This window comes from Actinoplanes sp. NPDC051861 (assembly GCF_040681145.1).
Lineage (GTDB): Bacteria > Actinomycetota > Actinomycetes > Mycobacteriales > Micromonosporaceae > Actinoplanes.
Map to the genome: position 1 here is coordinate 1,223,108 of NZ_JBFAYE010000001.1, position 12,449 is coordinate 1,235,556.

The 12,449-nt window shown below is 70.9% G+C and carries 13 protein-coding genes; 5 read left to right on the forward strand and 8 right to left on the reverse strand.

Annotation, left to right across the window (positions count from 1 at the left end; genetic code table 11):
- Positions 1 to 5: 5 nt before the first annotated feature.
- Genes AB0M02_RS05920 through AB0M02_RS05930 form a run of 3 tightly spaced genes read left to right on the forward strand, consistent with a single transcriptional unit; the run spans position 6 to position 2,810 of the window.
- Entirely contained in the window at positions 6 to 1,823 is a 1,818-nt protein-coding gene (locus tag AB0M02_RS05920; RefSeq protein ID WP_364222039.1) for a penicillin acylase family protein, read from the forward strand.
- Positions 1,823 to 2,398, forward strand: coding sequence for a GNAT family N-acetyltransferase (locus AB0M02_RS05925; protein ID WP_364222618.1), 576 nt, complete (start codon positions 1,823 to 1,825; stop codon positions 2,396 to 2,398). Before AB0M02_RS05920 ends, AB0M02_RS05925 begins: the two co-directional genes overlap by 1 nt.
- Positions 2,361 to 2,810 carry a YdeI/OmpD-associated family protein gene (locus AB0M02_RS05930; protein WP_364222041.1) on the forward strand — a complete coding sequence of 150 codons (450 nt, stop codon included), beginning with the start codon at positions 2,361 to 2,363 and terminating at the stop codon, positions 2,808 to 2,810. Before AB0M02_RS05925 ends, AB0M02_RS05930 begins: the two co-directional genes overlap by 38 nt.
- 31 nt (positions 2,811 to 2,841) lie before the next feature.
- Here the strand turns inward: AB0M02_RS05930 and AB0M02_RS05935 are convergent, their stop codons facing one another.
- A complete protein-coding gene (locus AB0M02_RS05935; RefSeq protein WP_364222044.1) occupies positions 2,842 to 3,288 on the reverse strand; it encodes a peptidase inhibitor family I36 protein in 447 nt (148 codons plus the stop codon).
- Between the two features lie 123 nt (positions 3,289 to 3,411).
- Here AB0M02_RS05935 and AB0M02_RS05940 point away from each other — a divergent pair, with 123 nt between their 5' ends.
- A complete protein-coding gene (locus AB0M02_RS05940; protein ID WP_364222047.1) occupies positions 3,412 to 4,818 on the forward strand; it encodes a PLP-dependent aminotransferase family protein in 1,407 nt (468 codons plus the stop codon).
- 60 nt (positions 4,819 to 4,878) lie between these two features.
- Here AB0M02_RS05940 and AB0M02_RS05945 read toward each other — a convergent pair whose 3' ends face one another.
- Positions 4,879 to 6,114: a hypothetical protein gene (locus tag AB0M02_RS05945; protein WP_364222049.1), complete on the reverse strand. Its 1,236-nt coding sequence runs from the start codon at positions 6,112 to 6,114 to the stop codon at positions 4,879 to 4,881.
- Between the two features lie 274 nt (positions 6,115 to 6,388).
- Between AB0M02_RS05945 and AB0M02_RS05950 the strand changes: the two genes are divergently transcribed.
- Positions 6,389 to 7,339: a helix-turn-helix domain-containing protein gene (locus tag AB0M02_RS05950; protein ID WP_364222052.1), complete on the forward strand. Its 951-nt coding sequence runs from the start codon at positions 6,389 to 6,391 to the stop codon at positions 7,337 to 7,339.
- On the opposite strand, the gene AB0M02_RS05955 is transcribed toward AB0M02_RS05950, so the two are convergent.
- The 6 genes from AB0M02_RS05955 to cbiE all read right to left on the reverse strand — a co-directional run bounded on the left by AB0M02_RS05955 (position 7,323) and on the right by cbiE (position 12,431).
- Positions 7,323 to 8,054 carry an SDR family oxidoreductase gene (locus tag AB0M02_RS05955; protein ID WP_364222055.1) on the reverse strand — a complete coding sequence of 244 codons (732 nt, stop codon included), beginning with the start codon at positions 8,052 to 8,054 and terminating at the stop codon, positions 7,323 to 7,325. The genes AB0M02_RS05950 and AB0M02_RS05955 overlap by 17 nt on opposite strands.
- Positions 8,055 to 8,193: 139 nt before the next feature.
- Positions 8,194 to 8,751 carry a hypothetical protein gene (locus AB0M02_RS05960; RefSeq protein ID WP_364222058.1) on the reverse strand — a complete coding sequence of 186 codons (558 nt, stop codon included), beginning with the start codon at positions 8,749 to 8,751 and terminating at the stop codon, positions 8,194 to 8,196.
- A 184-nt stretch (positions 8,752 to 8,935) separates the two neighbouring features.
- Positions 8,936 to 9,661 (reverse strand): hypothetical protein, encoded by a 726-nt coding sequence (locus tag AB0M02_RS05965; RefSeq protein ID WP_364222061.1) that lies wholly within the window; start codon positions 9,659 to 9,661, stop codon positions 8,936 to 8,938.
- A 42-nt stretch (positions 9,662 to 9,703) separates the two neighbouring features.
- On the reverse strand, positions 9,704 to 10,444 hold the full coding sequence (locus AB0M02_RS05970) for a cobalt-precorrin-6A reductase (RefSeq protein ID WP_364222064.1): 741 nt from the start codon (positions 10,442 to 10,444) through the stop codon (positions 9,704 to 9,706).
- 13 nt (positions 10,445 to 10,457) lie between these two features.
- Entirely contained in the window at positions 10,458 to 11,201 is a 744-nt protein-coding gene (cobM, locus tag AB0M02_RS05975) for a precorrin-4 C(11)-methyltransferase (RefSeq protein ID WP_364222067.1), read from the reverse strand.
- 18 nt (positions 11,202 to 11,219) lie between these two features.
- Positions 11,220 to 12,431: a precorrin-6y C5,15-methyltransferase (decarboxylating) subunit CbiE gene (gene cbiE / locus AB0M02_RS05980; RefSeq protein ID WP_364222070.1), complete on the reverse strand. Its 1,212-nt coding sequence runs from the start codon at positions 12,429 to 12,431 to the stop codon at positions 11,220 to 11,222.
- Between the last annotated feature and the right edge of the window lie 18 nt (positions 12,432 to 12,449).

The following is a 12,449-nucleotide window of genomic DNA, read 5'->3' on the forward strand; positions in this document are numbered from 1 at the left end:
GCCTGATGGAGTTTTTTCGGGACGGTTACGGCATTCCGCACCTGCGGGCGGGCTCGGTCGAGGAACTGGCCTACCTGCAGGGGCGGGTGACCGCGATTGATCGCGGCAGGCAGATCGAGGTGGAACGCCTCCGCTCGGAGGGCCGGCTGGCGTCGGCGGCCGGATCCGCCGAGGTGGGCTGGGACCGTTTCGCCCGTCGCGCCCGCCTCGACGACACCGCGCGCCGGTGTTTCGCCACGCTCTCCCCGGAGACGCAGGGCTTTCTCAGCGCATACTCCGACGGGGTCCGCGCCGGCGGCATCGAGTGGCATCCGTGGTCCTCGCTCGGCGTCTTCCAGGTGCAGCACATCCTTTTCGGGACATTTCCCAACAAGATGTGGCGTGCGCACGTCGAGCGCACGCTGGGACCGTCGGCGCTGCCCTGGTTCGCCATCGAGGGGCCGGTCTCGTCCGGCAGCAACGCGTGGGCGGTTCCCGGTCAGATCGCCGGCGACCCGCACCGCCTCCTCGAACTCCCCGGCGTCTACCAGCAGATCCGCCTCGCCTGTCCCGAGTTCGACGTCGCCGGGCTGACCTTTCCCGGCGTGCCCGGTGTTCAGCATTTCGGTCACGCCGGGCCGGTGGCCTGGGCGATCACCAACGCGATGGCCGATTACCAGGACCTCTACGTCGAGGAGCTGCGCCGGACCGAGGCGGGGGTCGAGGCACGCGGCGCGGCCGGCTGGGAGCCGGTGGTCACCCTTCAAGAGACCATTTTCGTACGCGACGACGACCCGATCACTGTCGACATCCTGGAGACTCCCCGCGGCCCGATCATCGACGGCAACCTGAGTCTGCGCACTCCGGCCCGTGTCTCGGCGGACCTCGGCTTCGACGCCCTGCTGCCGTTGCTGCGCGCGTCCACGGTGGACGAGGTGGCCGACGCGCTGTCCCACTGGGTCGAACCGGTCAACAGCGTCGTCATCGCCGACAACACCGGCCGGGTCGTCCAACTGACCGCCGGCCGCGTCCCGGTCCGCGACGACCGCAACCGCTGGGTGCCGGTCCCCGCCTGGGAACCCGCGTACGCCTGGAAGTCCGGCTTTGCGCCGACGGCCCGCTTTGACGCGCCTTCCGTGGTCAACGCGAACGACCGCCGCGTGGACACCGAGGCGCACGGCATCGACTTCGCGTCACCCGCGCGGGCCCGCCGGATCCGCGAGCTGCTCGACGCCGGCGCCCCGCCCGAGCAGATCCACATGGACACCGCGCTCCCGGCCGACTCCCCGGAAGCCGCGCGGCACACGGCCTGGCGCGCCGCGGTCGCCCGAGCCCTGTGGGAGCACCCGGCCCTGGCGCCGCTCTTCACCGACTCCGGTCACGACCCGCTCTTCACCCCCTGGACCGACCCCCGCGGCCGGATCGGCATCGCCCTCGACGGCGTCCTGGCGGGCCTGGGCCTCGACCCGCACAAACTGGTCCCGTCCGCTCCTGAGACCACCGTTTCCTGGGGTGACCGGCATCTGCTGCACCCGCTGCTGCTGCCCGGCCTCGAAGCCGAGGTCCCGCGCACCCCGCTCGGCGGCTCCGCCGACTGTGTCCTCAACACCTCCAGCGTTCCGGGCGTCAGTGACCTCTGCTGGCGCGGCCCGGTCGCCCGATATGTCTGGGATCTCGCCGACCGGCAGCGGAGCCGCTGGGTGGTCCCGTTCGGCGCTGTCGACTCGCCCTCGTCGCCGCACTTCCTGGACCAGTTGCCGCTCTGGTCCTCCGGTTCGCTGGTCCCGCTGATCACGGACTGGCCGCTACTGACCCCCACCTCTCTTCCCGAGGAGCTCCCATGATCGTCCTGTCCGAGAAACTGGCCGGTCTGGGCGAACTCACCATGATTCCGCTCGACCCCGCGGCGCACGCGCCGATCGTGCACGAGTGGGTGATCAAGCCGCGCAACCGCTTCTGGGGCATGACCTCACACACGGTCGACGAGGTGGCCGACATCTACGGCTTCGTGGACAGCCTCGACACCCATCACGCCTACCTCCTGCTGCTCGACGACGGGCCGATCGGCATCTTCCAGACGTACGAACCCGCGCAGGACCCGGTCGGCGAGTGCTACGACGTCCAGCCCGGTGACTTCGGCATGCACCTGCTCCTCGACGCCGGCGACCGTCACCTGCCGCACCTGACCAGCGCGGTCTTTCCCGTACTCATGAACCACCTCTTCGCCGACCCCGCCCACCAGCGCATCGTCGCCGAACCCGATATCCGCAACGAGCGCATGATCAGCCGCCTCCAGCGCGAGGGCTACAGACTGGGCGCCCAGATCGATCTCGGTCACAAGAAAGCCCAGTTGACGTTCCTGGAGCGGCTAGATTGGCGGCATGGAGTTCCGGGCGGAGTTGCAGAAGACCGGGGGTAACACGACCGGTTTCCAGGTGGCCGACGAGATCGTGGACGGCCTCGGCGGCGGCGGGCGGCCCAAGGTCGTGGTCCGCGTCAACGGGTTCGAGTTCCGCTCGTCGATCGCCCGGATGGGCGGCGACTACTGGCTCGGCGTGAGCGCGGAGCGGCGGGCGGCGGCCGGCATCGAGGGCGGCGAGACCTACGACGTCGACGTTGAACTGGACACCACCCCGCGAGCCATCGAGGTGCCCGACGACCTGGCGGCGGCACTCGCCGCAGAGCCGTCGGCCAAGACCTTCTGGGACTCGATGTCCTTCAGCAACCAGCGCTGGCATGCCGAGCAGCTGACGGGCGCCAAGACAGCCGAGACCCGCGCGCGTCGCCTCGCCAAGTCTCTCGACCTGTTGCGGGCGGGCAAAGCGCGCTGATCCCCGAAAGGGCTAGCCCGGAGTCGGGGCCTCAGGCTCCGATGACGTGCCACAGACGGAGGTTCTGACAGGTACCGGCCGGATCCCAGACCCACGCGTCCATGATCTGGCTGAATGCCGTGTCATGCCGATATCCCGTTCCCAGCGACGCGTACTTCGCATAGTGGAACGAACCATCCGCGCGCCGGTTCCAGATCGACGACGGGCCACCCTGCGCCCGGTTCCAGATCGACCGGACGTTGTCCTGCCAGATGGTTCCCTCGAACCGGTACCCCTCGCACCGGGCCAGCCCTTCGCCGCGCATCGCGAGGAGCCGAGAGCTGTAGTGATCACCCGACCAGACGCACAGGTAACCCAGAGTGCAGTCGTTCATGTCGCCTTCGATCTGGATGTAGTAATCCGGAATGGCAGCCGGCGCAGCCTGGCTGGCGGTGGGCCCGGTGAACAGGATCGCCGCCGCGAGCCCGAGCACAGCCATGAACCGTCGCATACGGATCTCCTCCTAGTTTGTCCGCCTGTCGCAGATGACCGCAGGGCCGACGCTACGGACGCTGCTGGTCTGGCTGGAGTACCAAATGGAGGGTGATTCGAGTAGACCAAGATGATGGAGCTCTTCCTCGACCCCGACGATCCCCGGCCGCTCGCCGTGCAGCTGTACGAGCAGTTGCGCACCGCCATCGCCGAGGGCCGTCTGCGGCCGGGTGACCGGCTGACCCCGTCCCGGACGGTGGCCGCGGACCTGCGGATCGCGCGTGCGACGGTCACCGAGGCGTACGGCCGGCTCAGCGCCGAGGGCTACATCGAAGGGCATTCCGGCAGGGGCAGCCTGGTCAGCGCGGTGCCGCAGCCGGCCCGTCGCCGTACGGTGGTGGCCGCCCTGCAGCCGACCCGGCGGGCGGGCGCCATCGTGCCGTTCGCTCCGCGTCCCGGTGCCGCGTCCGAGTTCGACTGCCAGCCGGGCCACCTCGATCCCGCGCTGTTCCCGGTGGCGGACTGGCGGCGCTGCTGCCTGCGAACCCTGGACCACGCGCTCGGCCAGTACGACGATCCGCAAGGTACCCCCGGCCTGCGCGCCGCCCTCGCGAACTGGGTGCTGCGCTCCCGCGGTGTCGCTGCCACGGCGGAGCAGACCTTTGTCACCTCGGGCGCCGCGCACGCCGTCGACCTCGTCGCCCGCGTCCTCGCCGATCCGGGTGCGACCGTCGCCGTGGAGGAGCCCGGTTACCCTCCGGTCGTCGCGATCCTGCGCAGCCAGGGACTGCGCGTGGCCGGGGTTCCGGTCGACGAGCACGGGATCGTGGTCGAGGCCATTCCGGCGAACGCGCGGCTGGTCTACGTCACGCCGTCACATCAGTACCCGTTGGGCATGGTGATGAGCCGCCGCCGGCGGCTGGAACTGCTCCGCTGGGCCGGCCGCAGCGGTGCGGCGATCGTGGAGGACGACTACGACAGCGAGTTCCGTCACGCCGCGCGCCCGCTCGAACCTCTGCAACGGCTCGACCGCGACGGCCGGGTGATCTACGTCGGCACCTTCAGCAAGACATTGTCCCCGGCCCTGCGCGTCGGTTTCCTCGTGACGCCGGTGACCCTGCTGCCGGCCCTGCGCGCGGTCCGCCAGGCGGTCGACTGGTGCCCGCCGCCGGCCACCCAGGGCGCCCTCACCGAGTTCATCACCGAGGGGTATCTCGACCGGCATCTGCGCCGGGCCAGGCGCCGATACGGCGAGCGGTACCGTCTGCTGCGCAGCTCGCTCGACCAACTCCTGCCCGCCGGGTACCGGCGGTTGCCCGCCGAGGCCGGGTTGCACCTGACGGTGTCGGGGCCCCGTGACGCCGCCGATCCCGACCTCACGCCGATCCTGCGGCGGCACGGGCTGCGGCTGACCTCGCTGCGCCGCTCGTACGCCTTCGAGCCGGCCGCCACCGGAATGCTCATCGGTTTCGCCGGGCTGCCGTACCAGCACGTCGTCCCGGCGGTACACGCGCTGTCCAGCGTGCTGAACTCTTAGCAGTTCGTCAGTTCAGTGGTTCGTCAGTTCAGTGGTTCGTCAGTTCAGTGGTTCGTCGGTTCAGTGGTTCGTCGGGCGGAAGGCGATCTCGGGGTCGAGCAGGGGAGCCCATGCTGGGCGCCAGGCCTCGCCGCGGCCGTCCATCTCCTCCTGGAGGTTGGTGCGCCAGGGGCCGGAGACGCCGTCGTCGTGCCACCAGGGTGGCCAGGAGTCGTATCGGCGCTCGACCTGGACCCCGGTCGCGCTGGTCTCGACGCGCAGGTAGAGCCATCGGCCGTAACGCGGGTCCGACTCGGCTCGGCGCAGTGCGCGGACCAGTTCGGTGAGGCGGCGGAAACCGGCGAAGCGCTCCTCGCCGGGACGGTCGGCCGGTGGGTGCGAGCCGGGGCGCGAGCTGAAGCTGGTGGCGTCCGCGTAGGCGAGCAGCGTGCACCGGCCGTCGCCGTGCGGGGCGCGCTCCTGGAGCCAGCTGATCAGGTCGTTGAGGGCGTCGGTCTCCGGTGGCGCGGGACGGCGCAGCTCGGTGGCGTCCCGCATGGCGGCCCACACGAGCCGGTCGTGCTCGCCCTGGCTGAGGCGGCGGACGCGGCGCATCGGCGGGCGGCGGCCGGGTTCGATCCGGGGTGCCCGGGTGCCGGTGACGAGACCGGCGCGGGTGGCGACCGCCATCGCGGCGTCGGCGTCCAGGGCGGGATCGGTCAGGCGACCCAGCAGATGCCGCAGAACCTCCGGCGTGACCTCGGTGCGGACGGCGGCGTGGAGGAGGCGTTCGCTTGCCTTGCGTACGTTTTCTCGGTCTTCCGGATCCGGAAGCTCGTGCCGCCCCGGCCCGGTGACCACCCCGGTGAGCGCGGCAAATGTGTTCTCCGCGCTGAGAAGGGGCGCGAGCAGCGTCGTCATGCCATCGGTGACCCCGTCGCGATAGCGCACCCGCGACCACCGGCCGCTCTCGTGCCAGATGACGAAGCTCAGCCGATCCGCCTCGGCAAGCGGGGTGAGGTCCGTCCAGGGCAGCCAGTCCGGGGCGCCGGTGAGCAGGTCGACCGGGGCGTCGTCGCGGAGGGCGGCGCTGTGCTCCTCGTTTCTTCCGTAGAGCACGGCACGCCGCCCGTCGAGCAGGGCGAAACGGGCCCAGCTACGATCCCGTTCCTCGATGCGAGCACGTTCTTTCAGGCGGGCGCCTTGGTCGTCGATGGACCACACGTCGGCGTGACCGATGCCGGTGAGCGCGGTGCTCAGCGTCGCCCACCGGGTCCACAGCAGTCCGGGCGCGGGCAGGTCCACGTCGGTCAGCATCAGTCCACTGTGCCATCCGTCGTGCCAAAAGTGCCGGGGTGGGTGTCCACCCCAGGCCTCACGTAGCTCGATGTCCGTCGGAGGTGGGCTTCCAGTCGGCGCTGTCACGTGTGTCCGAGGTCAGGCCGCTCAGCGAAGCGATCAATAGTAGGGCGAAGAAGACAACAACGGCGATTTCCATGCCTCTAAGCGTCGTCCTGTCGCGGGCTCGCGGACAGTGGCAGAGATGCCATACATCTTCAAGAAACTGCCAACCTCAGGGTACGGTGTCCACATGTTGCGAAGTGTCGCTGTGATCGCGATGCCCGAGGTGGCGGTCTTCGAGCTCGGTGTGCTCTGTGAGCTGTTCGGATACGACCGGACCGCGGAGGGACTGCCGGGATACGAGTTTGCGGTGTGCGGCGTGAACAGCGCGCCGGTGCCCACGCACTCCGGCTTCACCATCACGCCCAGCCACGACCTGACCCCGGCCGAGACCGCCGATCTGGTGGCCGTCGTGCCCAACGACATCCGCGAGGCGCCGGCCGAGGTGCTCGACGTGCTGCGCCGGGCGCAGGCCCGGGGCGCGTGGGTGATGAGCGTCTGCACCGGCGCGTTCGCGCTGGGCGAGGCCGGCCTGCTCGACGACCGGCGCTGCACCACGCACTGGCGGCACACCGACGAGTTGGCCCGCCGCTATCCGAACGCCAAGGTCGACCCCGGCGTGCTGTACGTGGTCGACGACAACATCCTGACCAGCGCCGGCACCGCCGCGGCGATCGACTGTGGACTGCACCTGATCCGCGAGGAGCAGGGCTCCGAGGTGGCGGCGACGATCGCCCGGCGGATGGTGGTGCCGCCACACCGCGACGGTGGTCAGGCGCAGTACATCGAGCGGCCGATCTCGTCGTCGGTCTCCTGCGAGACGCTGCAGCCGCTGCTCAACCACCTGCTCGCCACGCTGGACCGCGAGCACACCGTGGAGACCATGTCGGAGGTCGTGCACATGGCTCCGCGTACGTTCGCGCGCCGCTTCCGCGCCGAGACCGGAGCCACCCCGCACGACTGGCTGACCGGCCAGCGTGTCCTGCTGGCCCGCCGCATGCTGGAGGAGACCGATCTCGGCGTCGACGCGATCGCGGGGCGGGCCGGGTTCGGCAGCGCGCAGACGTTGCGGCATCACTTCACTCAGCGGTTGAGCACGACGCCGCAGGCCTACCGGAGCACCTTCAAAGCGAAAAGCTGAGCCGCCACTCGTCGAAGGTGGTGCGGCCCAGGCGTGCGGATGGCCCGGCCACCAGGGCGTCGACCGGGATGTCCGCGCCGAAGAACGGCTTGCCGCCGGTGGTGACGCGCTGACCGGGGGCGGCCAGGCGGCGGCCGGCCTCGTCGACGGCGAGCACCTCGGGGCCGGCGACCTCGATCGTCGCGTTGAGCGGTTCGGCCTCGACGACCTCCACCAGGATGTCGATCAGGTCGGTGAGGGCGATCGGCTGGAACTCGACGGGTGCGAGGCGGATCTCGTCGCCGTCGGTGTTGAACCGCAGGATCACCGGGATGTACTCGAAGAACTGCGCTGCGCGTACGATCGTGTGCCCCGCACCGGAGGCCCTGACCGCTGCTTCCTGGGCCAGCTTCGCCCGGTAATAGGCGAGGTCGGTGGCCCGCTCCAGGCCGATGATCGAGAGCACGATGTGGTTGCGGATGCCGGCCTTGCTGCCGGCGGCGGTGAGGTTCTCGGACGTGACCCGGAAGAACTCGGCGCTGTCCTGCCCTTCCGGCGGGTTGGTGACGTCGACGATGACGTCCGCGCCGGTGAGGGCGGCTTCCAGTCCCTCGCCGGTGAACGCGTTCACTCCTGTCGAGCGGGAGGCGGTGATGGTGTCGTGGCCGCGCTTGATCAGTGCTTGGACCAGCAGTCCGCCGGTTCGGCCGGTGCCGCCTACGACTACGACGTTCATCGCTGCTCCCTGATAAAAGGCGAAAAATCCGGCCCTGGGCCGGACCCCGCTGGGTCTGCGCCGGACCCGCTGGGTCTGCGCTTTCGGAACAGGGACGAGTGGCTCGAACGAGATGTGACAGTGCGCTGCGCCAACTCGGTCACGCGCGGCCGGGGAGTTCGTCCTGGGCTGCGGCGAGCCAATCCAGCGCGTATTCCAGGTCGGCCGCGGCCGGGCGCCTTCGGTAGTTCCGGTCGCTGCGGGCGGCCATCGCGCAGACCTCGATTCGCCGGCGCAGGCCGGCATAAAGATAGGGATCGTCGATCGGCGCGGCGCCCGCCCGGCTCGTCCGCCGTAGCCACCAGCGCCATCCGGCTCGCGCGGCCAGACCGGCCCAGACGCCGCCGACTACCGTCCCGGCGAGGACCAGCGGGAGATTTGTCCAAAGTGACAGGCCGAGCGCAAGCCCTGCCCCGGCGACCACGGCACCGAGGATCACCACGACCAGCGATTCGGCCCGGATCCGGACGGCCCGATAGCGCCGCGCCGCTGTGTAGATCTCATGCCGCGCCTGCCCCAGCCGGGCGAACCCCACCCGATCCGGCCGATCCGCCACCCAGTCCCGGCACTGCGCATCACGAACCGCCGCCGCCAGCTCCCGATCGATCTCAAGCAGCCGCCGCGCAACCCCACCCGAGAACGGATCATCCCGCCTCACGACACCCCTCCCCGAACGGCTGCTCTTCCCCGCACGGCCGCTCTTCCCCGCACGGCTCTTCCCTGCACGGCTCTTCCCTGCACGGCTCTTCCCTGCACGGCTCTTCCCTGCACGGCTCTTCCCTGCACGGCTCTTCCCCGCACGGCCGCCCTGCCGTCACCGCCACCCCCGGCCGGACCCTCTCTCATGGCCAGCCCTTCGCGAGGTCGTCGAGGTAGCGTTCCAAGCAATCGATCGCCTGGCAGAGCAGCAGATCGGCGTGGGCCAGGCGGGAGAGGGCCGGGTCCGTGCGGGCCGCCAGCCGTATTTCCGGCACCGTCCACCTCTCCGCGCCGGCCTGGCGCAGCGCCGCCGACACGAGGCGGACGCGGGCGCGTTCCAGCGACTCAGGTACCACGATCAGCCCGATGTCGGCGAGCCCGGAACCCGGCCGCTCGGCGACGTCCGGGAGACCCGCGCGGGCCAGGCGCCGCCGTCCCAGCGCGGCACGGGCCCGGCTGCGCATAAACGGAACCGCACCCAGCAGAACCGAACCCAGCGAAACCGAGCCCAGCGAAACCGAGCCCAGCCGGACCGCACCCAGCCGAACCGCGCCCAGAAGAACCGCACCCAGCAGAACCACCGTCACCAGGCCGACCACGACGAATGTTCCGAACCCGGCAGCCTGTGCGAGGGCCGCAACCAGCGCCACCGTTCCGAAAGTGATCAGGGAGCCGGCGGCCACGGACACGGGCGCTGAGATCGTGCCGGCCGCTTCGACCAGGGCCGCGTCGACCGCTGTCAGACGCAGGCAGGCCGATCGGATCCAGAACTGGTCGGGGTCACCGGTCGCGTCGCTCACCTCGGCCAGGCCGTCCGCCACCAGCGCACGCACTGCGTTGATCTCGGTATGCAGCGCGCGGACCGGCATCAACCGAGCGTCGCATCGACATGCCGGTTCGCGCAGGCTCCCTCAGGTGTCAACTTTTGGCGAACCCGCGCGTAACACCGCGGCTACCTCCTCCGAACTGGACAGCGTCGGTGCATCCGGTGCCGCCGGCCGGTTCACCATCACCACCGGGATCGCCAGGGCGCGGGCCGCGACCAGTTTGGCGTCCGAGCCGCCGCTGTCCTTGGTGACCAGCACGTCGATGCGGTGCCCGGTCATCAGCCGCCGCTCGCCGTCCACCGTGAACGGTCCGCGGTCCAGCACCACTTCCAGCCGTTTCGGCGCGGGCGCTTCCGGTGGTTCCACCGAGCGCGCCAGGAACCAGCACTCGTCCACCTCGGCGAACGCCGCGATTCCCTGCCGGCCGGTGGTCAGGAACACGCGGTGGCCGAGCCGGGGGAGCAGCGTCGCGGCCTCCGCGAGCGACGCGACGCGGTGCCAGTCGTCGCCCGGAGCGGCGGTCCAGCCTGGCCTTCGCAAAATCAGCAAGGGTACGCGCAAAGCACCGCAAACCTCCACAGCGTGCCCCGTCATCGTCGCCGCGAACGGATGCGTCGCGTCCACAACCACGTCGATCCGTTCCCCGCGCAGATACTCGCCGAGCCCGTCCACCCCGCCGAACCCACCGATCCGCACCTCACCGGCGGGCAGCAACGGCTTACTGGTCCGTCCCGCCAACGACGTGACCACGGTGTGCCCGTCCGCAACCAACAGCCCAGCGAGACGACGAGCCTCCGCCGTCCCACCCAGCAATAGCACCCTCATGAACGGCAGCACCTCATGAACGACAGCGGTCCGCGGAGTAGAGATGGCTGTCCGGGAACTGGCCCGCGGTCAGAGCGGCGCCGACCACGATCACCGCGGTCCGCTTGATGCCGGCCTCCCTGACCCGCGCCGCGATGTCCGCCAGCGTGCCGCGCACGATCAGCTCGTCCGGGCGGCTGGCCCGCGCCACCACCGCCACCGGGCAGTCCACGCCGTAGTTGCCGACCAGTTCCGCCACGACCGCGTCGATCCGTTGTACTGCCAGGTGCAGCACCATCGTCGCCCGGCTGGCGCCCAGGGTGGCCAGGTCCTCGCCGGGCGGCATCGCCGTGGCGCGTTCCGCGGTCCGGGTCAGGATGACCGTCTGCGCCACCTCCGGAACCGTGAACTCGCGTGCGAGAGAAGCCGCCGCCGCCGCGAACGCGGGTACGCCGGGTGTCACGTCGTAGGGGACTCCGGCCGCGTCGAGGCGGCGCATCTGCTCGGCGACCGCGCTGAAGACCGACGGGTCGCCGGAGTGCAGGCGGGCCACGTCGTGACCGGCCCCGTGGGCAGCCACCATCTCGGCGACGATCTCGTCGAGCGTGAGGTTCGCGGTGTCGACGCGGCGGGCCCCGGGGGGGCAGGCGTCCAGCAGCTCAGCGGGAACCAGGCTGCCCGCGTAGAGACAGACCGGCGCCGCCGCGATCAGCCGGTGCCCCCGCAGCGTGATCAGATCCGCCGCCCCCGGCCCGGCCCCGATGAAGTGCACAGTCATAGCGTCACCGACACAGTTTCACCGACACAGCGTCACCGACCAGATGGTCACCGGCATGAAGGAGCGCCAGCCGGTGAAGCCGCCGACCGGCGCGCCGCGCTGGACGGTGAGGCGGGTCAGGTCGCCGCCGTACTTCGCGTAGGCCGCGGCGAGCACCGCCTCCGACTCGACCGTGACCGCGTTGGCGACCAGCCGGCCGCCCGGTCGTAGCGCCGCCAGGCAGCGGTCCAGGACTCCGTCGCGTGTCACGCCGCCCCCAATGAAGATCGTGTCCGGGTCGGGCAGGCCGTCCAGGGCCTCCGGGGCGCGGCCGTGCACCACGCGGAGGCCGGGTACGCCCAGGTTCGCGGCGTTGAGCGTGATCGTGGTGACCCGGTCGGCCGACGACTCGATGGCGACGGCGCGGCACGACGGGTGGCTGCGCATCCACTCGATGCCGATGCTGCCGGAGCCCGCACCGACGTCCCAGAGCAGCCGGCCGGGCACCGGGGCGAGGGCCGCGAGCGTCACCGCGCGTACCTCTCGTTTCGTCAGCTGGCCGTCCCCGGCGTACGCATCATCGGGAAGGCCGGCCACGCACGGACCCGGCGGCCCGTCGCCGCATCGCACCGCGATCACGTTGAGGGGATCGCCCGCCGGAGCCACCCACCCGCCCGCTGTGCCGGCGACCGCACGCTCACCCGGACCGCCCAGCTGTTCCAGAACGGTCATCTCGGACGAGGCGTAGCCGCGGGCCGCAAGCAGGCCGGCGACCGCGGCCGGGGTCTGCGCGCCGGCCGACAGCACCAGGATCCGGCGGCCGGGATTGAGCCATCGGGCCAGCGTCTCGACCGGCGCGGTGACCAAGGTCACCACGTCCGTGCCGGCCAGGTCCCAGCCCATCCGAGCGGCGGCCAGCGACACCGAGGACGGGTGCGGCAGCACGCAGACCCGGGCCGCGCCGAGAAGGCGGACCAGCGTGGCGCCGATCCCGTGGAACATCGGGTCGCCGCTGGCGAGCACGCTGACGGCACGGCCGCGTTCCGCGTCCAGCAGGGCGGGAAGCGCGGGGAGCAGCGGAGACGGCCACGGTACGCGGCGCGCGGCGACCGAATCCGGTAACAGTGCCAGCTGGCGGGCGCTGCCGAAGATCACCTCCGCGGCATCGAGAGCGCTCCGGCCCGTACCGGAAAGGTCTGACCACCCGCCGGCGCCGAGGCCGACAACGGTGACCACATCTTCGGAACGCACCCGCAGAACCTATCCCCA

Bases quoted from the DNA above. Each gene is read 5' to 3' on its own strand.
- AB0M02_RS05920 (WP_364222039.1), top strand. From the start codon at position 6: ATGGAGTTTTTTCGGGACGGTTACGGCATTCCGCACCTGCGGGCGGGC.
- AB0M02_RS05930 (WP_364222041.1), top strand. From the start codon at position 2,361: ATGGAGTTCCGGGCGGAGTTGCAGAAGACCGGGGGTAACACGACCGGT.
- AB0M02_RS05935 (WP_364222044.1), bottom strand. From the start codon at position 3,288: ATGGCTGTGCTCGGGCTCGCGGCGGCGATCCTGTTCACCGGGCCCACC.
- AB0M02_RS05940 (WP_364222047.1), top strand. From the start codon at position 3,412: ATGATGGAGCTCTTCCTCGACCCCGACGATCCCCGGCCGCTCGCCGTG.
- AB0M02_RS05945 (WP_364222049.1), bottom strand. From the start codon at position 6,114: ATGCTGACCGACGTGGACCTGCCCGCGCCCGGACTGCTGTGGACCCGG.
- AB0M02_RS05950 (WP_364222052.1), top strand. From the start codon at position 6,389: ATGTTGCGAAGTGTCGCTGTGATCGCGATGCCCGAGGTGGCGGTCTTC.
- AB0M02_RS05955 (WP_364222055.1), bottom strand. From the start codon at position 8,054: ATGAACGTCGTAGTCGTAGGCGGCACCGGCCGAACCGGCGGACTGCTG.
- AB0M02_RS05965 (WP_364222061.1), bottom strand. From the start codon at position 9,661: ATGCCGGTCCGCGCGCTGCATACCGAGATCAACGCAGTGCGTGCGCTG.
- AB0M02_RS05970 (WP_364222064.1), bottom strand. From the start codon at position 10,444: ATGAGGGTGCTATTGCTGGGTGGGACGGCGGAGGCTCGTCGTCTCGCT.
- cobM (WP_364222067.1), bottom strand. From the start codon at position 11,201: ATGACTGTGCACTTCATCGGGGCCGGGCCGGGGGCGGCGGATCTGATC.